This is a genomic window from Kribbella sp. NPDC043289, assembly GCF_056436705.1.
This window is the reverse complement of record NZ_JBWKCB010000002.1, coordinates 779449-802789: the sequence shown is the minus strand read 5'-3', so window position 1 is coordinate 802789 and position 23341 is coordinate 779449. Positions and strand designations below refer to the sequence as shown.

19 protein-coding genes are annotated in these 23341 nt (G+C 69.0%); 12 read left to right on the top strand and 7 right to left on the bottom strand.

Annotation, left to right across the window (positions count from 1 at the left end; genetic code table 11):
• The first annotated feature begins 3 nt into the window (after positions 1 to 3).
• The 5 genes from AC0662_RS15630 (at position 4) to AC0662_RS15610 (ending at position 5623) form a co-directional block, all read left to right on the top strand.
• A complete protein-coding gene (locus tag AC0662_RS15630) occupies positions 4 to 1335 on the top strand; it encodes a LysM peptidoglycan-binding domain-containing protein (RefSeq protein WP_478301215.1) in 1332 nt (443 codons plus the stop codon).
• Between the two features lies 1 nt (position 1336).
• Complete coding sequence (locus AC0662_RS15625) at positions 1337 to 2629, top strand: Rv3235 family protein (protein WP_478301213.1); 1293 nt, start codon at positions 1337 to 1339, stop codon at positions 2627 to 2629.
• 182 nt (positions 2630 to 2811) lie between these two features.
• Positions 2812 to 3789, top strand: a complete 978-nt coding sequence (locus AC0662_RS15620; protein ID WP_478301211.1) for a VanW family protein — start codon at positions 2812 to 2814, stop codon at positions 3787 to 3789.
• A 61-nt stretch (positions 3790 to 3850) separates the two neighbouring features.
• Positions 3851 to 4558 (top strand): helix-turn-helix transcriptional regulator, encoded by a 708-nt coding sequence (locus AC0662_RS15615; protein ID WP_452199529.1) that lies wholly within the window; start codon positions 3851 to 3853, stop codon positions 4556 to 4558.
• A 12-nt stretch (positions 4559 to 4570) separates the two neighbouring features.
• Entirely contained in the window at positions 4571 to 5623 is a 1053-nt protein-coding gene (locus AC0662_RS15610) for an aminoglycoside phosphotransferase family protein (RefSeq protein WP_478301209.1), read from the top strand.
• A gap of 3 nt (positions 5624 to 5626) precedes the next feature.
• Here the strand turns inward: AC0662_RS15610 and AC0662_RS15605 are convergent, their stop codons facing one another.
• Together AC0662_RS15605 and AC0662_RS15600 are read right to left on the bottom strand one after the other, a co-directional pair.
• Positions 5627 to 7024 carry an alpha/beta hydrolase gene (locus tag AC0662_RS15605; protein WP_478301207.1) on the bottom strand — a complete coding sequence of 466 codons (1398 nt, stop codon included), beginning with the start codon at positions 7022 to 7024 and terminating at the stop codon, positions 5627 to 5629.
• Positions 7025 to 7181: 157 nt separating this feature from the next.
• On the bottom strand, positions 7182 to 7793 hold the full coding sequence (locus tag AC0662_RS15600) for a TetR/AcrR family transcriptional regulator (protein WP_478301205.1): 612 nt from the start codon (positions 7791 to 7793) through the stop codon (positions 7182 to 7184).
• A 278-nt stretch (positions 7794 to 8071) separates the two neighbouring features.
• Here AC0662_RS15600 and AC0662_RS15595 point away from each other — a divergent pair, with 278 nt between their 5' ends.
• Genes AC0662_RS15595 through melA form a run of 6 tightly spaced genes read left to right on the top strand, consistent with a single transcriptional unit; the run spans position 8072 to position 14241 of the window.
• A complete protein-coding gene (locus tag AC0662_RS15595) occupies positions 8072 to 8950 on the top strand; it encodes an endo alpha-1,4 polygalactosaminidase (protein WP_478301203.1) in 879 nt (292 codons plus the stop codon).
• Positions 8951 to 8983: 33 nt separating this feature from the next.
• Entirely contained in the window at positions 8984 to 10282 is a 1299-nt protein-coding gene (locus AC0662_RS15590; protein ID WP_478301201.1) for an ABC transporter substrate-binding protein, read from the top strand.
• Positions 10252 to 11205, top strand: coding sequence for a carbohydrate ABC transporter permease (locus AC0662_RS15585; RefSeq protein ID WP_478301199.1), 954 nt, complete (start codon positions 10252 to 10254; stop codon positions 11203 to 11205). Before AC0662_RS15590 ends, AC0662_RS15585 begins: the two co-directional genes overlap by 31 nt.
• Positions 11202 to 12020, top strand: a complete 819-nt coding sequence (locus tag AC0662_RS15580; RefSeq protein ID WP_478301197.1) for a carbohydrate ABC transporter permease — start codon at positions 11202 to 11204, stop codon at positions 12018 to 12020. Before AC0662_RS15585 ends, AC0662_RS15580 begins: the two co-directional genes overlap by 4 nt.
• Positions 12021 to 12022: 2 nt before the next feature.
• Complete coding sequence (locus AC0662_RS15575) at positions 12023 to 12949, top strand: carbohydrate kinase family protein (RefSeq protein ID WP_478301195.1); 927 nt, start codon at positions 12023 to 12025, stop codon at positions 12947 to 12949.
• Positions 12946 to 14241 carry an alpha-galactosidase gene (gene melA / locus AC0662_RS15570; protein WP_478301192.1) on the top strand — a complete coding sequence of 432 codons (1296 nt, stop codon included), beginning with the start codon at positions 12946 to 12948 and terminating at the stop codon, positions 14239 to 14241. Before AC0662_RS15575 ends, melA begins: the two co-directional genes overlap by 4 nt.
• On the opposite strand, the gene AC0662_RS15565 is transcribed toward melA, so the two are convergent.
• The 3 genes from AC0662_RS15565 to AC0662_RS15555 form a co-directional block, all read right to left on the bottom strand.
• Positions 14205 to 15161, bottom strand: coding sequence for an NAD(P)H-dependent flavin oxidoreductase (locus AC0662_RS15565; protein ID WP_478301190.1), 957 nt, complete (start codon positions 15159 to 15161; stop codon positions 14205 to 14207). The genes melA and AC0662_RS15565 overlap by 37 nt on opposite strands.
• Positions 15162 to 16444: 1283 nt before the next feature.
• Complete coding sequence (gene secA, locus AC0662_RS15560; RefSeq protein WP_452199511.1) at positions 16445 to 19429, bottom strand: preprotein translocase subunit SecA; 2985 nt, start codon at positions 19427 to 19429, stop codon at positions 16445 to 16447.
• A 184-nt stretch (positions 19430 to 19613) separates the two neighbouring features.
• Positions 19614 to 20825 (bottom strand): winged helix-turn-helix domain-containing protein, encoded by a 1212-nt coding sequence (locus tag AC0662_RS15555; RefSeq protein WP_478301188.1) that lies wholly within the window; start codon positions 20823 to 20825, stop codon positions 19614 to 19616.
• Between the two features lie 155 nt (positions 20826 to 20980).
• Between AC0662_RS15555 and AC0662_RS15550 the strand changes: the two genes are divergently transcribed.
• The gene (locus AC0662_RS15550; RefSeq protein WP_478301186.1) at positions 20981 to 21793 is read left to right on the top strand and encodes a S1 family peptidase; all 813 of its coding nucleotides are present in this window, start codon (positions 20981 to 20983) and stop codon (positions 21791 to 21793) included.
• A 64-nt stretch (positions 21794 to 21857) separates the two neighbouring features.
• On the opposite strand, the gene hpf is transcribed toward AC0662_RS15550, so the two are convergent.
• A complete protein-coding gene (gene hpf / locus AC0662_RS15545) occupies positions 21858 to 22484 on the bottom strand; it encodes a ribosome hibernation-promoting factor, HPF/YfiA family (protein ID WP_337759795.1) in 627 nt (208 codons plus the stop codon).
• A gap of 238 nt (positions 22485 to 22722) precedes the next feature.
• Positions 22723 to 23304, bottom strand: coding sequence for a ComF family protein (locus AC0662_RS15540; RefSeq protein ID WP_478301183.1), 582 nt, complete (start codon positions 23302 to 23304; stop codon positions 22723 to 22725).
• Between the last annotated feature and the right edge of the window lie 37 nt (positions 23305 to 23341).

The window sequence follows — 23341 nt, the reverse complement described above, 5'->3', positions numbered from 1 at the left end:
GGGATGAACGCGATGATCCGGGTGCTGAAAGGCACACTCGCGGTGCTCGCGCTGGCTGCCCTCGGGCTGGCGCTGCGCTGGATGACCGCCGGGTCGATCAGCGGCGTGCGCACGTACGACCTGGATTCGCTGACCGTGCTCGCGGTCGGGACGGTCGCCTGGATCGCGTACGGGTGGCTGGTGCTGGCCGTCCTGATGACGGTGCTGGAGCAGATCCCCGGAGTCGTCGGCGCGCTCGCCGGAGCCGTCGCCGGGCGCATCACGACGAAGACCGCGCGGGCCATCCTCCGCTCCGGCCTCGGCGTCGCCGCCGTCACCCCACTCACGGTCGGCGTCGCCCACGCCTCCCCCGGCGACAGCGCCCACGTCCGCCAGTGGGACCAGACCGAGCCGAAGTCCACGGTCAACCTCGGCAACACCAACTACCGAGCCACCGAACCCCGCTCCTCGGTCGAAATCGGCGGCACGGAAGCCAACTACCGCGCCACCGAGCCCCGCTCGACCGTAGAAATCGGCGGCACCGAAGCCAACTTCCGCGCTACCGAGCCCCGCTCAACCGTAGAAATCGGCGGCACCGACACCAACCGCCCCGCCACCTCCGCCGACCAGAACACGACCCGCGCCTCCGCCAACACCCAGTCCTCCGCGAGCAAGCAGTCCTCGACCAGCACCCAGTCGTCGGCCGGCACGCAGGAGCGCAGCACCGCCAACTACCGCGCCACCGAGCCCCGCTCCACCGTCGAAATCGGCGGCACCGAAGCGAACTACCGTGCGACCGAGCCCCCGTCGACCGTGGAGATCGGCGGTGGCGACACCGACCGGACTGCCCCGGGACAGCCGACTGGCAGCCGGACTGGCGGCAACCCCACGACTCCGGGGACTCCGACCGCGTCTGGCCGTCCGGCGACCTCAGCGGACTCGACCATGCCCAGCAGCCCCGCCAAGCCGAGCAACCCGACGGCTCCGGGCACCCCGGGTACGCCTGGTCGTCCTGCGGCGCCTGCTCAGCCGAGTGCGGAGCGGCCGGCGGATGCGCGGATGCGGATGGGGGTGCCGGATCGGCCTACCGACGGGGCGCCGACGCGGTACACGGAGCTGCGGCCGCGGGTTCCGGTGCGGGTGGTCGTGCGCGAGGGGGACTCGCTGTGGAGCATCGCCGCGCGAGAGCTCGGTCCGGGTGCGACGGACGCGGCGATCGCCGCCCGCTGGCCCGCCTGGTACGCCGCGAACCGCCACGTGATCGGGGACGACCCCGACCTCATCCTTCCCGGCCAGGTCCTCCGCATTCCGCCCACCCACGGCGACCACCTCCCGACCACCCACCAGGAGAAGTGACATGAGCCAGCCACAGAACCTCGGTGCGGACGACCTCCAGCACCCCACCAGCTCGGCGCAGGACGAGTCCACCACGGCGCCGGTACTTGCCACCGCCACTTCCGCACAGGACGAGGCCATCGCGGCTCAGGCGCAGCACGCGTCCGCCGTCTCCGCTGCGGAGGACGGGGCCACCACGGGCTCGGTGCGCGGTACGTCCGGCACTACCTCGGCGTACGACGAGTCCGCCGCTTCGGCGCCGGAGCGTGTCGTTCTCGCCGCCGTTACCGACCCGACTTCAGCACTGGAATCCACGGAGGCAACCATGGCCGTCACCAACGCCGCTCGGGCCGACCAGCTCGGCACCACCGCGATCGCCGCAGTCGTCGGGGCGGCGCGCGCGGAGGTACCGGGGATGTTCGCCGCGGTCGAGCGTCCGCGGCTGCAGGCTGTGGACGGCGGGTCCGCGAGGAGCGCCGTACCTGCGACTGCTCGGTACGCCGGTGGCCTGACGGAAGGGGCGCTCGCCCTGCGCCTGCAGGCGATCACGCGGCTCGGCGTCGGCTCCGCCCCACGCCACCTGTCGAGCATCACCTCCGCACCCCAGGCCGATGCGGCTGCTGCCGAGCCCGCGCACCTGGACCCCACGGTCGAGTCAGACGCAGCCGACGCGAAGCCGGCCGAGGCTGACGCGGCTGGTGCGGACGCCGCTGGTACGACGAAGGCGCGGAAGCTCAGCGTCGTCTCGGATTCGGCATCGGCGGCGGCGACGCCGGACGCGGCGCCTGGGCAGCCTGACGGGGCCCGGGCGCCGCTCACCACGACCACCCCGCGCGCGGTCCCGGTCGACGCCACCGCCGCCAACGCCGGCGCCGCTTCAGCCGCGACCGCCGCCTCGGTCCCGACCGCCAAGGGTCGCGCCGCGAAGGTTGGCGGCTCCCCCGTCGGCACCGCCCAGACGTCGGCGGTTCCGGTTGGGGTGCCGGAGGCTCGGGCTTGGGGTGGGCGGTTGGCTCAGGCGGTTTCTGAGGTGCTGGCTGGGGATCGGCCGATTTCGCAGCTGGTGCGGTTCACGGACGACAGCGTGTTCATGGAGCTGAACCGGCGGGTGCGGTTGCTCGGGCTGAACTCGACCGCGGTGAGCCGTGGGGCGCGGGAGAAGAGCACGGTGCGGTCGGTGCGGGTGTTCATGCCGGAGCCGCAGATCGCCGAGGTCGCCGCGCACGTGCGGCACGGGGACCGCTCGCGGGCGATCGCCTTCCGCCTGGAGATCCGCCGCAACCGCTGGGTCTGCACCGCGCTCGAGATCGGCTGACGGGCCGCGGCGAACTCGATTGGGTTCGGAAGTATTTGCCGCCGTCATCGAACTCCCGGTGTGTACACGGCGTCGTACGGAGCGCAATCCGATCGTGCTGTTGCTGTCATCTGGTTGGGGCCGCGGCGGCGTACGGTAACCGAGGTCGGTCACCAGGCCGGCCGCTTGTTCGGGGGAACAGGATGTCTGAGACCACAACTGCCGCACCGCTGGACGAACGGACGGAGTCGACTGGGGTGTCGCCGGCCGGGACGTGGCAGGTCGAGGTGCAAGAGCTGAGTGCGGCCGAGCGGGCGCGGGTGCTGCCCGCGGTTCGGCGTCGGCGGTGGACCGAGCGGGTGCCGCTGCTCTATCCGCTGGCCGTGCGCTACCACCGTGCGGTCAAACGCCTCGAGTGGATGCGGTCCAGCACGCCGTACGCCGATGTGCGCCAGGCGGCCGACCTTCCGGTGCGGATCAAGCGCCACAAGTCGCTCCTGCTGCGGCAGCTCGGTGAGACCGAGATGTGGATGCAGCACAACAAGGTGAAGAACCTGTCGCTCGCCTGCGCCCAGGTCGACGGTCTGCTGATCCGGCCCGGCGAGACGTTCTCCTTCAACAAACTGGTCGGGAACGCGACCCGTCGCAAGGGGTACGCGAAGGGCATGCGGCTGTCGAACGGTCAGGCTCGTCCGGGCATCGGCGGCGGTATCTGCCAGCTCGCCAACCTGCTGCACTGGATGGTGCTGCACTCGCCGATGACGGTCACGCAGCGCTCGACGCACAGCTTCGACCCGTTCCCGGACAACGGCCGCGTCCTGCCGTGGGGTGTCGGCTGCAGCATCGTGTACAACTACGTGGACCTGCAGTTCCGCAACGACACCGACCAGACCTTCCAGCTGCACGTCGGCGTCGGCGACCGCTATCTCGAGGGCGAGATTCTCGCGGACGTCCCGGCCGCGTCGTCGTACCGCGTGTTCTCCAAGGACGAGCGGTTCCTGCGCGTCGGAGCGGAGTACTTCCGCCGCAACGAGATCTGGCGGACCGTGATCGACCGCCGTACGGGGGCGGCGCTCCGCGACGAACTGGTCAAGGAAAACGTTGCCCTGGTCAAGTATGTCCCGGTCGACGTGCCGGTGCTCGACGTCGTGGTCCCCAAGCAGTACCCGCCCCGAGGCTGACGCCAGGCGACAGGTGCCGCACGGGCCTGAAACTGTCGGTAGGGCGTAGCAGACTGGCGGTGTGACCGTAGCTGTCGAGCCGTACCGGGAGCGCCCCGCGCGCATCGCCGGCGCCGGCCTGTGGACACGCGAGGCCGAAGGTGGGGAGTACCGGATCCTCCCGGACGGCTGCATGGACCTGTTGCTGATGGACGACGACCTGATCGTCGCCGGTCCCGACAGTCACGCCTGGACGGGCAGCGCCCCCCGCGGGACGCGGTACGCCGGGATTCGGTTCGCGCCCGGAGCGGCACCGGGTTTCCTCGGCGTACCGGCCCGCGAACTGCTGAACGAGCGGGCCCGGCTGGCCGATCTCTGGTCGCCGAACCGGAGCAGACGCCTGCTCGACCGGATCAGATCGGCTCCCGACTCAGCGGCCGCGCTCGACCTCGAGGTCGCCAAACTGGTCGAGGCACCGATGGACCGGCTGATCCCGCACGTTCTCCGCAGCGTCCGCGGCGGCCTGCTCCGCGGTACGTCGGGCGTTTCCCGCCTGGCCGGGACGGTCGGCCTGAGCGAGCGGCAACTGCATCGGCGCTGTCTGGAAGCCTTCGGGTACGGCCCGAAGATGCTGGACCGCGTGCTCTGGATGAACGTCGCCCTCGACCACGCCCGCACCGGCCTCTCGCTCGCCGACGTCGCCGTACTCACCGGGTACGCCGACCAGGCGCATTTCACCCGCGACGTGAAAGCCCTCACCGGTCTGCCCCCGAAGATCCTGTTGAGTTGAGAGAACCCGCGCATGTCAGCATTGCTGTTCATGACCGGTCACCCGGAAGTCGGTACGGCGACGCTGCGGCACAACCCGTTGAACGCGGTGACTGCGACCGTCGAGCGGGTCACCTACGCGGACGGCCGGACTGCGGTTCGCAAGGAGCTTCGCCGGCCGACCGACACCCTAGGCCCGTGGGCCGCCTCCACCGACCCGCGGCACTGGAACTACTGGCGCCGCGAGCTCGAGGTCTACCGCGACGACGAACTCCGCGGCCGACTCGCCGACGCCGGGCTCTTCATCCCCTCCGCGCAGGCGGAGGAGTCGCCGGACGGCGCCGTACTCCTGATGGAAGACATCGGCGGCACGCCCGGCACCCAGTTCAGCCTCGCGGAACATGCCGCACTCGCGCGCGCCTGCGGCCGTTGGCAGGCGCGCCCGATCGACGACCGGCCCTGGACGTCGAGGGGTTTCCTCCGCGACTACTCGACCACGCGCGACGTGCCGTGGCAGTTGATGACCGACGACAGCTCCTGGCAGCAGCCGCTGATCCGCGAGACCTGGCCGGCCGGACTGCGCGAGGCCTGGACGCGGCTCCTCGTGCATCGGGACGCACTGCTCGACCTGGTCGCGAGTCTCCCTCGCGCCCACTGCCACCTCGACTTCTGGGTCTCGAACGTGATCCAGCGACCGACCGGCGAGCTCGCCCTCTTCGACTGGTCGTTCTTCGGCGACGGCGCGCTCGGCGAGGACATCGGCAACTACATCCCGGACGCGGTCTTCGACCTGTTCTGGCCGGTCGAACGGATGCCCGAGCTCGCCGAGACCTGCATCACCAACTATCTCGACGGCCTGCACGACGCCGGCTGGCACGGCGACCCGGACGAGGTGCGACTCGCGGTGATGGCCTCCGGCGTCAAGTACGCCTGGCTGCTGCCCGGCCTGCTCGGCCGCGCGTCCGACGAGTCGCACAACGCCTACCACCAGGAGGTCGACAGCCGGCACCTGTTCCACCAACGCGGCCAGGCCCTCGCCTTCGTCGCCGACTGGTGCGCGGAGGCGATCACCCGAGCACGACGGTGATCGTCAGGTGGTGCCGCAGGCGCGGTCGTGAGCCGGGCGCCGGCCGGTGGCGAGGAAGTCGGTGACGGTGTCGTTCAGGCACCGGTCAGCCTTGAACAGGTACGCGAGATGCCCGCCCTGATCCGCGGTCACCATTCGCGCACGGTCGCCGAGCACGCCGCGCATCATCCGGGCCCCGACCAGCGGAGTCGCGGGGTCGCGGAGGTTCTGCGCGATCAGGATGTTCGACGGACCACGGTCGGAGATCCGCACCGGCGCCTCCTGCCGCGCCGGCCAGTACGCACACGCCGACACACTCGCCGTCGCCGCACCGAACATCGGGTAGCGGATCCGGTCGATCGCGACATTCACCTGGTACGTCGCCAGCGCCCGCGGCCAGCGCGAATCGTTGCAGAGCACGTGCAACTGACTCGCCAGGTAGTTGTCGTTCACCGGGGCGGCAGCAGTCTTCGCAGGTGCTTTCGCAGCGCCGGCCGGGTCGCCGGTCGCGAAGCTCCGCCAGATTCCGGCAAGTTCCGGAAACTTGTGGTCGTAGTACAGCTGGCTGAACGTCGTCTGCCGGAAGATCGCGCCCAGCGACCGCCCGCCGACCATCTCATGATCGGCCTTCGCGGCGAGCTCGTAGTACTTCGCCGTCACCTGCGCGACCGTGGTCCCGAGGCCGTACTCCGGGTGCGCCGCGACGTACTGCGCGAAGTCCGGAAAACGTTCCTCGAAACCTCGGGCGATCCGCCGCTGGAACGCGTAGTCCCAGCCACCGGGCCCGGTCGAGCTGTCCAGCACGACGCGATCGGTGCGTTCCGGAAACATCGACGAGTAGACCGCACCGAGGTACGCGCCGTAGGAAATCCCGAAGTACGACGTTTTCCGTTCCCCGAGGGCGGCGCGGATCCGGTCCATGTCGCGGGCCGTGTTCGCCGTGCTGATGTACGGCAACAGCGCACCGGTCTTCGACTTCGCGCACTGCCCGGCGATCGTCTTCGCCAGCGCCGCCTGCTGCTTCACGTCAGCCGCGTTCCGCGCGTACGGCGGCACGCTCGAGAACTGCTGCGCCGCGGTCAGGTCGCACGTGACCGGCGTACTGCGGCCGACGCCGCGGGAGTCGAAACCGATGATGTCGTAGCTGTCCCGGACGTTCTTCGGCAGCGCGAGTTTGGTGCCTGAGGCATCGACCAGGTCGGCCGGAAAACGCAACCCCTCGCCGCCGGGACCGCCCGAGTTCGTCAGCAGGATGCCGCGGCGCTTGGCCGGATCGGCCGTCGACAAGCGGGAGACCGCGATGGAGATCGTCGGCCCGTCCGGCCGACTGTAGTCCAGTGGTACGTCGAGTGTCGCGCACTCGGGTTTCGACGCGGTCGGTGGATCGAACGCCGGGCAAGCACCCCAGCTCAGCCCCTTCACGACAGAAACCCCAGAACTCGCCTCGGAAACTGGAGCGCTCGCGGCGGAAACTCCCGTTCCGGCGAGGGCTACAGCGGATGCGGTCAGGACAGCAATCGTCGTCTTTCGCACAGTTCTCCTTGTCTGCTGGAAGGTCTGCTGAACGGTGGGCTGGGCGTCAGCTCATGGGGTCACCGATCGCGCCGCCGGTGGCCTCGCGAACCCCGCGCACGATCCGCGCGAACGGATCACTCAGCCGTGCCCGATCGCCGGCGACGACGGCGACCAGTTGCTCCTCGCTGACCACCCGAACCACAGCGGTGATGGTCGCGGCATGCACCCGCACCCCCACGTCGTCGAGGGGCCGGCGCAACCGATGGGCGACGATCGGCACCAACTCGCGCTCGGCCTGATCACAGGCCATCAGGAACGCGGTCCGGATCGCGGGTTCCGTTCGGCTGAGCACGATCATCTTCCCGGCGGCGCGATCGTCGTCGAGCTCCTCGGCCGACGGCGTCCGCTCGTCCTGCTCGGCCGCCACGTGATCCTCGAGCGACCGGTCGTCGGGCCAGCGCCGCCAACCCTCCAGGAACCAGGCCCAGCTGTGGGCCAGGATCGGCTCGGCGCAACTTTCCTTGCTCCGGAAATGCCGCCACAACGTACGCACGGACAGTCCGACCGCGTCCGCGATCTGTTGCCCGCTCGTCGCGGCGACACCGTTTTCCCAGAACAGGTCCGCCGCGGCCCGGGACACCTCGAACCGCAGCCGGTCCCGTCGCTGAACACTCATCGCCGCTCCTGTCACTTAGTGCCATTTCGACACTAAGTGACAGTCGGGTCACGCGCGCCAGCACTGCGCAGTACCGCTCTCTGGGCCAGAATCCACGCACTCGTATGCACGTTCTGCTTGACGGAGTCGCGTGGCAGCGCTTGACTGGGTCGGCAGTGACGCACCCAGCCGGTAGCGGACCACGCCAGCGACAAGGCGGTCCGGAGCCCGGTTTTCAGGCGCCAGGGCTCAGGTGAGGCCCGAGGCGGGGTCGCGTCCCCGGGACCGATGGAGCAATCGTGTCCAAGTCGCACCAACTCACCCACCGCCCCCATCACCGGCTCACTCGCCGCCTCCTTGTGGCCGGCCTCGCCGCCGCGTTGGCCGTGGCCGCGACGGTCGCCGTCCGCACCCGCAATCCGGCCGACGCGGCAGACGCGGCACGCACGGCCGGCACGTCAGCCACGTCAGTCACACTGCCGCCGGCGCACGCGAAGTTCGACTACCAGATCGGTGGCGCGTACACCCCACCCGCCGGCGTTCAGGTGGTGACCCGCGACCGGACCGCCGCACCGGCGGCCGGGCTCTACAACATCTGCTACGTCAACGCTTTCCAGGTACAGCCCGGCGAACAAGGACAGTGGGCCTCCGACCTGCTGCTCCGCGACGCCAACGGCAACCTCGTCATCGACGAGGACTGGGGCGAGCCGCTGCTCGATCTCCGCACCGCCGACCAGCGGAACCGGATCGCCGCCAAGGTCAACGGCTGGATCGACGGCTGCGCGGCCAAGGGATACCAGGCGATCGAGCCGGACAACTACGACAGCTACACCCGCTCGAAGAACCTGCTCACCGCCGGACAGGCCAAGGCGTTCCTGAAGCTGCTGGCCACCCACGCGCACAGCAAGAGCCTGGCCATCGGCCAGAAGAACACCGTCGAACTGGCCGGCGACCGGACGACGGTCGGCCTGGACTTCGCCGTCGCCGAGGAATGCGGCCAGTACGACGAGTGCGCCGACTACGTCGATGCCTTTGGCAACAACGTGATCGTGATCGAGTACACCGACAACGGCCGGCGGAAAGCGTGTTCGCAGTACGGCGGAACGCTCTCGATCGTGCAGCGCGACGTGGACGTCTCGACTCCCGGTGACTCCGGGTACGTCCGCAAGACCTGCTGAAACCCCCTTCCTGCATCTTTCCTGGAGACCGTCATGTCTCAGCATGCTCGCAACCTGTCCCGCCGCGACATCCTGCGCGCCGCAGCCGCCGCGGCCGCCGTCGGCACGCTCGGTGCCTGCGGCAAGAACGACGACACGGGGGCCGACGCCAACGGCGTGGTCACGCTCGATCTCTGGCACGGCCAGGTCGATCTCGGCAAGGCCGCGGTCGACAGCCTGATCGCCGCGTTCAACAAGAGTCACCCGAAGATCAAGGTGGTCGGCGGCGGTGGCGGGGTGACCGCGGACAGCATGCTGCAGAAGGTCACCGCGGGTCTGGCGGCGGGGTCCTACCCGGACATCGCGTACATCTTCGGGTCGGATCTCGCCAGCCTGACCAAGAGCCCCAAGGTCGCCGACCTGACCGGCGGGCTCAAGATCGACGACTACTGGCCGGCCGCGAAGGACGCCGTCAGCGTGAAGGGCAAGGTCCGCGCCGCACCGGCCCTGCTCGACTCGCTCTGCGTGGTCTACAACAAGAAACTGTTCGCCGCGGCCGGCGTCCCCGCACCGAAGGCCGGCTGGACCTGGGACGACTTCGTGGCCGCCGCCAAACAGCTGACCAACCCGGCCAAGGGAGTCTTCGGCACCGGCTGGCCCGGCGTCGGAGACGAGGACACGGTCTGGCGGATCTGGCCGATGATCTGGGACCTCGGCGGCGACGTCGTGAACGGCGACGGAAAGAAGGTCGGATTCGATTCCGTAGGCGAGCAGGCCCTTGGAACACTCGACAAACTGCGCACCGACAAGTCGCTGTACGTCGACCCGAAACCGGGGAGCGAGCAGCTCTACCAGGTCTTCCTCGGCGGCCGGATGGGCATGGTCGCGACCGGCCCCTGGCAACTCCCGGAACTCAAGGAAAACGGTGTCGAGTACGGCGTCGCGCCGCTGCCGTCGTACTCCGGGAAACCGGTAACGATCTCGGGTCCGGACACCTGGACGATCTTCGACAACGGCAAGGCGAAGGTGAAAGCGGCCACCGAGTTCGTCAGTTGGTTAGCCGAGCCGGAGCAGGACCTGCAGTGGGACATGAAGGGCGGCAGCCTGCCGATCACCAAGGCCACCGCTGACCTGCCGGCGTGGAAGCAGCACGCCGCCGCGACCAACGGGCTGGACGTGTTCGTGAAGGCGCTCGACACAGCGAAGGTGCGGCCGACGATTCCGACGTACCCGCAGATCTCGCAGCATGTCGGTGAGGCGATCGCCGCCGTACTGCTGGGGAAGCAGAGCCCGAAGGATGCGTTGAAGCAGGCCGTCGACCAGTGCAACCAGGTACTGGCGGTGCCGAGCTGATGGCCAGCGTGGTCGGTACGTTCACTGTCGACCCGCGGAGCCGGGCGGCAGCGAAGCGGCGGGCCCGGAGCGAGGGCGCGACCGGGTGGGCGTTCGTCAGCCCGTCCGTGGTGATCATCCTCGGGCTGAGCGTCGTACCGGTGCTGTGGTCGTTGTTGTTGTCGTTCCAGGTCAACGATCTGGTGTCGCCGAGCGAGTGGGTCGGGCTGGCCAACTACCAGGCGTTGCTGAAGGATCCGGCCTTCGGGTCGGCGGTCTCGCACACGCTGATCTACACCGTGCTCTATGTGCCGTTGAGCGTCATCGCTGGGTTAGCGATCGCGATCGCTCTGGACCGCAAGATCGCGTTCATCGGCCTGTACCGGACGCTGGTGTTCGTACCGTTCGTGGTGTCGGCGGCGGCGCAGGGCGTGCTGTTCTCGTTCGTTCTCGATCCGGAATTCGGTGTCGCGAACTCGGTACTGCACAAGTTCGGCCTGCCCGCGCAGGGGTTCTTCAGCGACCCCGGCCAGGCGCTGTACCTGCTCGTCGCCATCTCGCTGTGGAGCGGAACGGGTTTCTGCGTGATCGTCTACCTGGCCGGTCTGCAAGGCGTGTCGAGCGAGCTCGTCGAGGCGGCCCGGATCGACGGCGCCGGCCGGTGGGGCGTACTGCGGCACGTCACCCTGCCCGCGCTGACGCCGGTGACGATCTTCCTGCTGCTGTTCCAGACCATCAATGCGTTGCAGGTGTTCGACCTGGTCTTCGTGACCACGAAGGGCGGGCCGCTCGGGTCGACGACGGTGATCGTCTACTTCATCTGGGAGAAGGCGTTCAAGACCTTCACCGCCGGCTACAGCGCCGCGGCGGCGTACACGCTGGCGGTCGCGTTGCTGGTGGTCGGTGTGGCCTTGCAGATCTACCGGCGGAAGGTGGCGCGATGAAGCGTTTTCCGTTCAGTGCTTGGCATTTCGTCCTCGCGCCGCTGGCGTTGCTGTTCGCGTTGCCGCTGGTCTGGTTGCTGGTCAGTTCGGTGATGAGCAACGCGGAAATCAACCGTTTTCCGCCGGCCCTGATTCCGCACGGGATCAAGCTGGACGGGTACCGGTACGTGCTCGGAAACGCTCTGTTTCCACGATGGTTCCTGAATTCCTTCATCGTTTCCGCGATTGCCGTGACCGCGAACCTGGTCCTCGGATCGCTCGGCGGGTACGCGTTCGCGCGAATCCGGTTCGCCGGCTCGAAGATCGTGCTCGGGCTGATGCTGGCGACGATGGTGATCCCGTTCCAGCTGACCATGATCCCGACGTTCCTGGTGATGAAGCAGCTCGGGCTGATCGACACCCTCGGCGCCCTGATCGTTCCGTCCCTGGTGACGCCGCTTTCCGTTTTCCTGTTCCGGCAATTCTTCGTTTCCTTGCCGCGGGAGCTCGAGGAGGCCGCCTGGATCGACGGCTGCGGCCGGCTGCGCATCCTCGTCTCGATCGTGCTCCCGCTCGCACGGCCGGCGCTGAGCACAGTCGCCGTACTGACGTTCCTCGCGACCTGGAACGACCTGACCTGGCCGTTGATCGCGATCAACACCGACTCCACCTACACCCTTCAGCTCGGACTGACCACGTTCCAAGGGCAGCACCACACGCAGTGGTCCGCCGTGATGGCCGGAAACGTCATCACCGTGTTGCCGGTCCTGCTGGGGTTCCTCCTGGCCCAGAAGGCGTTCATCCGCTCCCTGGCCTCCACCGGACTCAAAGGCTGAGAATGACTTACGACCTGCTGGTGATCGGCGATGCGAACCCCGACGTGGTCGTCGGGCCCGTCGATCAGCCGATCCTGTTCGGCCAACGGGAACGCCTGGTTCCCAGCGGCTCCCTGGTACTCGGCGGCTCGGCGTCGATCATGGCCTGCGGCGCGGCGCGTCTCGGGCTGCGCGTCGCCTTCGCGGGCCGCGTGGGTGCCGACGCGGCCGGCGACTTCGTCCGTACGGCGCTGGCCGACCGCGGCGTGAACGTCGACGCCCTCGTCGTCGACGACGCGCTGCCGACCCCGCTCACCACCATCCTCACCTCGGGCGACGACCGCGCGATCCTCACCTCCCCCGGCTGCCTCCCGAGCACCTCGGCCGACGACGTACCGCGAGACCTGCTCAGGTCGGTACGCCACGTGCACGCCGCGTCGTTCTACCTCCTGCCGTCGCTGGCGGCCGGACTGGCAAGCCTCTTCAAGGAAGCGAAAGCGGCCAAGGCCACCACCTCGCTGGATCCGAACGACGACCCGACCGGCCGCTGGGACCGGACGGTCCTCGACCCGATCCTGCGGGTCACCGACTACTTCCTCCCCAACGCGGCCGAAGCCCTCGCGCTGACCGGTCACCCCTCGGTCGAGGACGCGGCCGGCATCCTGGCCCGCCGCGGCCCCTTGGTCGTGGTGAAGAACGGGTCGGACGGCGCCCTCGCCCACAACGGATCCAAGGTGTTCACCACGCCGGCGCTGAAGGTGGACACGGTCGACTCCGTCGGGGCGGGCGACAGTTTCGACGCCGGCTGGGTGGCCGCCGTACTCGACGGGTCCCGCACCGAGCGGGCCCTGGCCATCGCCGCGGCCTGCGGATCGCTGTCCACCCGCGCCGCCGGCGGTACCGCGGCCCAACCCGACTGGGACCAAGTGACAGAGAGCGTGACATCATGACCAAGATCGTCTTCATCGGCGCCGGCAGCGTGGTCTTCACGCAGGGTCTGCTCGCCGACCTTTTCAGCCTTGACCTCGGCCCGCTGCACATCGCGCTGCACGACATCGATCCCGAGCGACTCGACACCGCCGCGGCCGCCGCGGCGTACATCGCCCGCGAACACGGCGTGACGCCGCAGATCACCGCGCAGCTCGACCGGCGCGCGGCGCTCGCCGCCGCCGACTTCGTGATCAACATCGTCCAGGTCGGGATGAACGCGGCGACCCGCGCCGACTTCGAGATCCCCGCCCGCTACGGGATCCGGCAGACGATCGGCGACACGCTCGGCGTCGGCGGGGTGTTCCGCGCGCTCCGCACCTTCCCGGTACTGCGCGGGCTCGCGCAGGACATCGCCGACGTCTGCCCGGACGCGTGGTTGCTCAACTACACGAACCCGATGGTGATGAACGTCTGGTACCTCAAGGCCCTCGGCGTCCGGAACGTCGTCGGTCTCTGCCACTCGGTCTACTGGACGATGCAGGGGCTGTCCGAGCTGGTCGACGTACCGTATGACGACGTCACGTACCTGGCCGCCGGCGTGAACCACCAGTCGTGGGTACTGCGGTTCGAGCGCGCCGGGGAGAACCTGTACGACCGGTTGGACGCGGCGATCGCGGCGGATCCGGAGCTGCTGCGACGGGTCCGGGTGGACATGTACCGGCGACTCGGGTTCTACCCGACCGAAACGAGCGAGCATTCGTCGGAGTACGTGCCGTGGTACCTCGGGCACGCGAGCGAGGTCGAGCGGCTGCGGTTGCCGATCGGCGCGTACCTCGAGATCGTCGCGGACAACCTCGCGTCGTACGAGCGGACCCGCAACGCGCTGAAGTCCGGCGAACCCGTGGTGGTCGAACCGACGATGGAGTACGCCCCGCAGATCATCCACAGCATCGTCACCGGCACGCCGCGGACGGTCTACGGCAACGTGCCGAACACCGGTCTGATCAGCAACCTACAGCCCGGCGCGGTCGTCGAAGTCCCTTGTCTGGTTGACGCTTCGGGGGTGCAGCCGACGTCGATCGGGGCCCTTCCGGCGCAGTGCGCGGCCCTGAACCGCTCGTACCTGAACGTCGCCGAACTCGCCGTCCAGGCCGCCGTCGACGAGGACCCACGAGCGCTGCGGCAGGCCGTGATGGTCGACCCGGCGACCGCGGCAGCGCTACCGGTCGAGCAGATCTGGGAGCTGTGCAACGACCTGGTGATTGCTCACCGCAACTATTTGGACCCGTCGTTGAGGGCAGCGCTCAGATAGGTCCGGTACGTCGCGAACTCGGACAGCACCGCGGCCGCGGTCGGCTCGCCCGTCAGTGCGCCGACGCCTTGGCCCGCGTAGATCGACGCGCGGGCCGGGTCCGCGGCCGTCGAGCCGTCGACGTACTCCGCGTGGCCGGCGTCGTCGGTTTTCAGCTGCTGCTCGCGGCCTTGCCAGGTGTCGAAGTACGCGTTCCGCAACGCGCGGCCGCCGAACTCGTCCGGCCACCCGGCGCGCGACGCGGCGTCGAACACCGTGCCGTAGACGGTGTCGGTCTCGTCGGCCTCGATGATCCGCTGCCGTGCCGGTTCCTTCGTCAACGCCTCGACGCAGGTCAGGAACGCCGTACCGATCCAGCCGCCGGCCGCGCCCGCGGCGAGTACGGCCGCGAGCCCGCGCGGGCCGGAGATCCCGCCACCGGCGAGCACGGGCAGATCGGTCAGGTCCAGAATCGCCTGCAGCAATGGCAGTGTCGCGATCGCGTTCCGGCCGTGCCCGCCCGCCTCGGCGCCGCGCGCGACGATCGCGTCCACGCCGGCATCCACAGCCTCACGCGCGTCCGCGACCGTACCGGCCTGCGTCGCGACGACGATGCCCGCCTCCTGCAGCGGGGCGACGTACGGCTTGTAGTCACCGAAGCTGAGCGAAACGAGCGCCGGCTTCAGCTCGAGGATCGCTTCCAAGTGCTCCGGATGCTCCTCGACCGACCAGGCCATCAACCCGATCCCGTACGGCTTCCCACCCGCCGCCGCGATCGCTCCCTCGGTACGAATCCAGTCCGCACTCACCGCCGACCCGGCCCCCAGCATCCCCAACCCACCACCAGCCGAGATCGCCGCCGTCAACCTCCCCCCACTGACATTAGCCATCGGCGCCCCCACCACCGGAACGCTCACCCCAAACCGCTCCCTCAACCACATACCCCCCAGCCCACCACACCCCCACCCTCAAACCAACACCAGCCCCACCACCCCTGCCCCCACACCGAGGACCCCCGAGTGCTGGCGTACGCCGCGCCGCCCGCCGCCAACGCACACCAACCCAATGCGCCACGCGTCACCAACCCACCCCGCGCCATAGTCGGGGCCTTGGACCCCCACCGGGGACTGTGCACAAGCAATTGCCTATCCATAGTCCCCACCGAGTGTGCACACCCCCGAGTGCCGGCGTACGCCGCGCTGCCCGCCGGCCGATCCACCCACAAACCCAACGCGCCAGGCGCCACCAACCAACCCCGCACCAGACTCGGGGCCTTGGACCCCCACCGGGGACTGTGCACAAGCAATTGCCTATCCGCAGTCCCCGCCGCATGTTCACGCCCCCGAGTGCCGGCGTATGCCGAGCCGCCCGCCACCAGCGCCAACGCCAACGCCAACGCCAAGACCTTGACCAGGTGGTCCTGGACTAGGGTGCGCAGACCCAACCCAACGCGCCCGGCGTCACCAACCAACCCCGCGCCAAAGTCGGGGCCTCAGACCCCCACCGGGGACCGTGCACAAGCTATTGCCTGTGCGGTGTCCCCACCGGGTGTTCACACCCCCGCGCGCCGGCGTACCAAACCACGCCTGCCGCGGAACGGCGCGACGCCTGCGCCGAGCGACCCGACACTTCGGGTACGCCGCCGGGGAAAGGCAGGGCGAACAGGCCACTCAATGCCGCCAATGCGGCCGAGTTACGCCGACCGCAGCGCGCAGCGCCGCACCATGCTCGGGGCCTTGGCCCCCTACCGGGGACCGTGCACAAGCAATTGCCTATCCACAGTCCCCACCGGGTGTGCGCACCCCCGAGTGCAGGCGTCCGCCGCGCCGCCCGACGCTCGCCAACGCACACCAACCCAACGCGCCAGGCCTCACCAACCAACCTCGCGCCAATACTCGGGACCTTGGACCCCACCGCGGACTGTGCACAAGCAATTGCCTGTGCACAGTCACCACGGAGTGTTCACACCCCCAAGCGCCGGCGTACGCCGCGCCGCCCGCCACCAGCGCCAACGCACACCCAACCCAACGCACCCGGCGTCACCAACCAACCTCGCGCCAATACTCGGAGCCTCAGACCCCCACTGGGGACTGTGCACAAGCTATTGCCTGTGCGCAGTCCCCGCGGAGTGTTCAAACCCCCGAGTGGCGGCGTACGCCGCGGCGCCCCGGAACGGCGAACGGCCGGCTCCGGGGTTGCGGGGCCGGCCGTTCGGGGGAATGGGTTACTTGTAGACGTCTGACTGGGGGTCGCCGTGGCAGCGCTTGTACTTCTTGCCGCTGCCACAAGGGCAGGCGGCGTTGCGCGGCGTGCCGGCGTACTCCAGGCTGCCTGCTTCGGCGCCTTCCTGGTGCGTCGCGACCTCGTCGTCGCCGTCGATCGTCGGCGCCGAGTAGGTCAGCCGCTGCTGCCGGGGCTCGTTGCTCAGACCCTTGGCGCGCAGCCTCGGCGTGTCCCGCGGCCGCGGGGTGTCCTGCGGGCGCTCCTCGTCGTCCTCGCTCCGGCCCTCGAACTCCGCGACCGGTGCGCCCGGCGTGAGGATGTCCTGGATCCGCCGGCCTTCGAGGCTGTCCTCGTCGGCCAGCGCGGCCTCGGAGGCGAGCTCCATCTCGGCACGCATCGCCTCGATGTCGACCTCGACGTTGAAGATGAAGTTGATCGACTCTTCCTTGATCGACTCCATCATCGAGGCGAACATGTCGTAGCCCTCGCGCTGGTACTCGACCAGCGGGTCGCGCTGCGCCATGGCGCGCAGGCCGATGCCCTCGCGTAGGTAGTCCATCTCGTAGAGGTGCTCGCGCCACTTGCGGTCCAGCACGCTGAGCACGACGCGCCGCTCCAGCTCGCGCATCGCCTCCTCGCCGAGCAGCTCTTCACGACGCTCGTACGCCGCGTGCGCGTCCTCGAGGAACCGCTCGACCAGGAAGTCCTGGGTCAGGCCGGCCTTCTCGCCGCCGGCCTCCTCGATCAGCTCGTCCTCGGTGAGCTCGGTCTGGTACAGCAGCTTCATCGCGGCGAATAGCGCGTCCAGGTCCCAGTCCTCGGCGAACCCGTCCGCGGTCGCGCCCTGCACGTACCCGGTGACGGTCTCGTCGAGCATGTCCTGCACCTGGTCGCGCAGGTCGGCGCCCTCGAGCACGCGGCGACGCTCGTCGTACACCACGTGGCGCTGACGGTTCATCACGTCGTCGTACTTGAGGATGTTCTTCCGGGTCTCGAAGTTCTGCGCCTCGACCTGGCCCTGCGCGGACGCGATCGCCTTGGTGACGACCTTGTTCTCCAGCGGCTGGGTGTCGTCGTTGTTCCGCGACATCGCCCAGTCGACCATCTCGCGCTTGAACAGCCGCATCAGGTCGTCCTCGAGCGACAGGTAGAACCGGGACTTGCCCGGGTCGCCCTGGCGGCCGGCGCGACCGCGGAGCTGGTTGTCGATCCGGCGGGACTCGTGCCGCTCGGTGCCGAGGACGTAGAGGCCGCCGAGTTCGCGGACCTCCTCCTGCTCTTCCTTGACCTGCTTCTCGAACTGCTCCAGCAGCGACGGGTACTCCGACTCGTACTGCTCGATGTCCTCGGCCGGGTCGATACCGCGGGCGCGGAGCTCCTTGTCGGCGAGGAACTCGGGGTTGCCGCCGAGGATGATGTCGGTACCACGACCGGCCATGTTGGTGGCCACCGTGACGGCGCCGCGGCGACCGGCCTCGGCGACGATCGCGGCCTCACGCGCGTGCTGCTTCGCGTTCAGGACCTCGTGCTCGATGTTCTCCTTGAGCAGCTGCCGGGAGAGTCGCTCGGACTTCTCGACCGACGTCGTACCGACCAGGATCGGCTGCCCCTTGGCGTGCACCTCGACGATGTCCTTGACCACCGCGTCGAACTTGGCGTCCTCGGTGCGGTAGATCAGGTCCCGCTCCTCGACCCGGATCATCGGCTTGTTGGTCGGGATCGGCACCACGCCGAGCTTGTAGACCTTGGAGAACTCGTTCGCCTCGGTCATCGCCGTGCCGGTCATGCCGGCCAGCTTGCTGTAGAGGCGGAAGTAGTTCTGCAGCGTGATCGTCGCGAGGGTCTGGTACTCCTCCTTGATCTCGACGCCTTCCTTGGCCTCGATCGCCTGGTGGAGACCCTCGTTGTACCGGCGGCCGTGCAGCGTCCGGCCGGTGTGCTCGTCGACGATCAGGACCTCTTCCTGACCCTGGCCGCCGACCACCACGTAGTCCTTGTCCCGGTGGAACAGGTCCTTCGCCTTCAGCGCGTTGTTCAGGTAGCTGATCAGCGGGGTGTTGGCCGACTCGTACAGGTTGTCGATACCGAGCCGGTCCTCGACCTTCTCGATGCCGCGCTCGAGGATCGCGACGGTGCGCTTCTTCTCGTCGACGTCGTAGTCGGCGACCCGGCGCTTGGTGTCGTCGATCTCCAGGTCGGTGACCCGCGGGTTCTTCCGCTTCAGCTCCGCCTCGTCGGCCAGCGTCCAGGCCTTCAGCACGTTCGCGATCCGGGCCATCTCGACGTACCAGCGCTGGGAGTCCTCAGCGGGGCCGGAGATGATCAGCGGGGTCCGGGCCTCGTCGACCAGGATCGAGTCCACCTCGTCCACGATCGCGTAGTTGTGCTCGCGCTGGACGCAGTCCTCGATGCTGGCGGCCATGTTGTCGCGCAGGTAGTCGAAGCCGAACTCGTTGTTGGTGCCGTAGGTGATGTCCTTGGCGTAGGCGACCCGGCGCTCGGCCGGCGACATCTCCGGCAGGATCACGCCGTAGTCCAGGCCGAGGAAGTGGTACACCCGGCCCATCCACTCGGCCTGGTACTTCGCCAGGTAGTCGTTCACCGTGACGACGTGCACGCCCTTGCCGGACAGCGCGTTCAGGTACGTCGGCAGCGTGCCGACCAGCGTCTTGCCCTCACCGGTCTTCATCTCGGCGATGTTGCCCAGGTGCAGCGCCGCGCCACCCATGATCTGTACGTCGTAGTGCCGCTGGTGCAGGGTCCGCTGGGCGGCCTCCCGGACGACCGCGAACGCTTCCGGCAGCAGCGCGTCGAGCGTCTCCCCGTTCTCGTGCCGCTGCTTGAACTCCGCGGTCTGGCCGCGCAACTCCTCGTCGGACATCGCGGAGAAGTCGTCCTCGATGGAGTTGACCATCTTCGCGATGCCCTGGAGCTGGCGGAGGATCTTGCCCTCGCCGATCCGCAGGACCTTGTCGACAACCTTCATGGTGGGGAGTTCTCTCCTTGCTGCTGAAGCCTGGAAGCGGGCGACGCCGCATGGCACGGCCGACCCCGGGGGAAGGCGTGCGTCCCCCATCGTACGGGGCCGAGTGTGCCAAGCCACGCCCGCAGCGTGCCTCGGGCCCTAACCGACCCACGCGCGAGCGAACCGGAAAGTTCCCGGCCTCATCTCAGAAACCGCGCAAGGCGTCACTCAGCGCAGGCGACAGATCACCTCCACCGGCCACCCGGACCTGGTCCAGCCCGAGCCACCCCGCCAACTGGACGAGCTCGGCGGCCAGCTCCTCGGGCGTCTCCACCGGAGCCTTCGGCTCGGCGTGTGCCGACTGGACCAGCAGTACGCCGCCGGCGCGGTCGGCCTTCAGGTCCACTCGGGCGACCAACTTATCCCCGAGGAGAAAGGGAAGCACGTAATAACCGTGGACGCGCTTCTCGGCCGGGACGTAGATCTCGATCCGGTACCGGAAGTCGAACAGGACCTCGGTCCGGGTGCGCTCGAAGACCAGCGAGTCGAACGGGCTGACCAGGGCGCGGGCGTTGACCCGCCGCGGCAGCCGCGCGTCGCGGTGCAGGTACGCCGGGCGCTTCCACCCGTCGATCCGGACGGGCAGCAGCTCGCCTTCTTCCACCAACTCGGCGATCGCCTGCAGCGTCGGCTCGGGCGCGGTCCGGAAGTAGTCCCGTAGGCATTGCGCCGTCGCGACTCCGTGGGCCCGTGCCGCGATCGAGACCAGTCCACGGTGCGCCTCGGCGAGGGACGGGGTCGGCGTCTCGACCACCGCGCGCGGCAGCACCCGCTCAGGTACGTCGTACAGCCGCTCGAACTGCTGGTTGCGCCTCGCGACCGTGATCTCGCCCGCGAAGAACAGGAACTCGAGGGCGCGTTTCACGTCGGACCAGTTCCAGCCCCAGTTGTCCTTCGAGCGCTCGACGTCGTCGTCGATCTCGCGGGCGGTGAGCGGGCCGTGGGTCTGCACGTCGCTCAGCACCTGCTTGACCAGGTCCGGCCGCTCCTTCGCGATCGACCGCGGACCGCCCCATGCCTCGGTCGTCGCGCGCGCCATCCGCCAGCGCATCAGCGGGTGCGTCTCGACCGGGATCAGCGACGCCTCGTGCGCCCAGTACTCGACCAGGCGACGCGGGGCCTTCCCGGAAGCCCGGTCGAGCAGATCACGCGGATACGGCCCGAGGCGGGAGTAGAGCGGGAGGTACTGCGTGCGACTCAGCACGTTCACGCTGTCGATCTGGATCAGCCCGATCCGGCCGAGCACCCGCGCCAGCGCCCGTGCGTCCGGGACGCCTTTCGGTCGCGGGTCCATGAACCCCTGCGCCGCCAGCGCGACCCGGCGCGCCTGAGCCGTGGACAGCACCTCTGTGGTCATGCGCGCATTCTGCCGGGCCGCACCGACAATCCCCGCCCGAGCCGTGGGCATAACTCGGGAGTTACCGAAAGTGGGAGGTGCGCTACGGATGGTGTTCGAGGGAACCTGCCAGCAGGCCGTCCGCCCGTGCGGCCCCTATCACCATGGAGTGAGGCATGACAGGAATGAAGCATGTGGTCCGCGCTGCCCTCGCGGCCGGCGTCCTGACCGCGGCGTCCCTCGGTGCGGTGGCCGTCGCCGGCACCGCGTCGGCCGCCCAGAACCCCGGCGCCCCGACCAACCGCATCGTCGGCGGCACCGTCGCCCACACCGCGGACGCCCCCTGGGCCGTCGCGCTGAACAACAGCGGTTCACCGTCGCCGAGCGGCCAGTGGTGCGGCTCCACGCTGGTGAAGGCGAACAAGATCGTCACCGCCGCGCATTGCGCTCAGGAGGCCGCGACCACCTACACCGCCATCCAGGGCCGTGACGTCCTGACCCAGTCCGGCGGCAAGACGTCGAAGATCAGCAGCATCTGGGTGGACCCGGAGTATGGGAAGTCGCCCGCGCACGACGTCGCCGTACTGACGCTGGCGACGCCGTTCGACGGTGTGGAGACGCTGGCGCTGGAGACCGACAAGGCCGTGGACAAGGCCGGCGCTGCGTCGGTCGTCTTCGGCTGGGGCTCCACGGAGGGCACCGGCCCGGAGGACACCTTCCAGAAGGTCGACGTACCGGTGCTCGGTGACGACTACTGCTCGAAGGCCTACGCGAGCCAGGGCTACACCCCGGACGGCGAGATCTGCGCCGGCTACGAGGCAGGCGGCAAGGACTCCTGCCAGGGCGACTCCGGCGGCCCGCTGGTCCTGAACGGCCGCCTGTTCGGCGTCGTCTCCTGGGGCGTCGGCTGCGCGGACGCCGGCAACCCGGGCGTCTATGCCCAGGTCGCCACGTACGCCGCCGAACTGCAGAAGCAGATCGACAGCTGAGTCTCCCCGCAGAGTGAAGGGGCCGGGCGATTGCCCGGCCCCTTCGTCGTGCTCCTCCCGCGGTCTAGACGGCCAGCCGGATCACGCCGTAGTCGTAGCCGCGACGGCGGTAGACGACGCTCGGCTGGTTCTCGTCGGCATCGACGAACAGGTAGAAGTCGTGCCCGACCAGTTCGAGCTCGTAGAGCGCCTGGTCCAGGGTCATCGGCTTGGCGGTATGGGTCTTCTCGCGCATCACCAGCGGTCCGTCGCCGGTGACCGTGAGAGATCCGTACTTGTGTGTCGCCACCTCTTCCTCGGCGACTGGTTCCTCCACTACAGGGGCGTTGCCGTTGAGCGGCTGCTTCGCGTTCACGTGCCGCAGGCCTTCCGGCGTTCGCTCACCACGGTGCACCCGGCGCCGGTCGGCCGCCTTGCGGACCTGGGACCGGAGCCGGTCCAGGCAGACGTCGAACGCCGCCTGCTTGGTCTCTCCGCACGCCTCCGCGCGGACCACCGGACCCTTGGTGTACATGGTGAGCTCGACACGCATCGCCCGATCGTGCTGTCGCGGGTTCTTTTCCTGGCTGACTTCCACCTCGCACCGCAGTACCCGATGATCGACTTTCTCGATTCGCTCGAGTTTTTCCTCGACGTACTGCCGGAAGCGGTCACTGACCTCGCAGTGATGACCCTTGACAACGACGTCCACGGAAACCTCCATCGATCGGCGACTTCTTGTTACGTCTCCGGGCCCCCGTCCTTCCTGTCCTCGCTGAGCTGACTGCGATTGGGGCGCCCGAAACGAGAACACCCGCGGTCGAGCCGGTCGGACCCCGTGGCCAGGAAGCCGGCTGATCCGGTCCTGCACCACTCCACTGCCCGACAAGCCCCTGCGGGTGTCATAGGCCAACGCTAGTCGGCTTCGGCGAAAACCGGTAGAGAAGTTCTCATGAACCAGACGTCTCGTGTCGCGCGGTCGCGGCCAGGACGGCGCAGCCGAGGACCCGGATTCCGCCGGTTTCCAAGGCGCGGCAGGCCTCGCTGAGCGTGGATCCGGTGGTGATCACGTCGTCGACCAGCAGGACAGGTTGATCGCTCAGCGTTTCAGCCCAGCGCGAACGCAGCCCGAACGCCCCGTCCAGGTTGGCGGTACGGCGTTCCGCGGACAGCCCGGCCTGGTCGTCGGGACGCCCGACGACCCGCAGCGCGTCGGCCACGCGCGCGTCGATTCCCTGTCTGCGCAGGGATCTGACGGCTGTCTTCGTAATCCGCCGGAGCGGGTCGTGCCCGCGCTGCCGGACTGTTGCCCGAGGCGACGGCACCGGACACAGCCACGCCGCCCGCCGCCCTCCGAGGGCCGTCCGGGCGACCGTCGCGAGCAGGTAACCGAGCGGTTTGGCGAGCGCGTACCGGGCATGCTCCTTGTGCGCGAGGATCAGCTCGCGGAGCTCCCCGCCGTACGCCGCGGCGGCGGTCGGTGGCGCGAGCCCGGGTGGCGCCGGGTCCGGCCATGCACGGAACGGAGTCAACTGCGTCAGTAGCCCCCGGCAACCATGACAGAGAGTC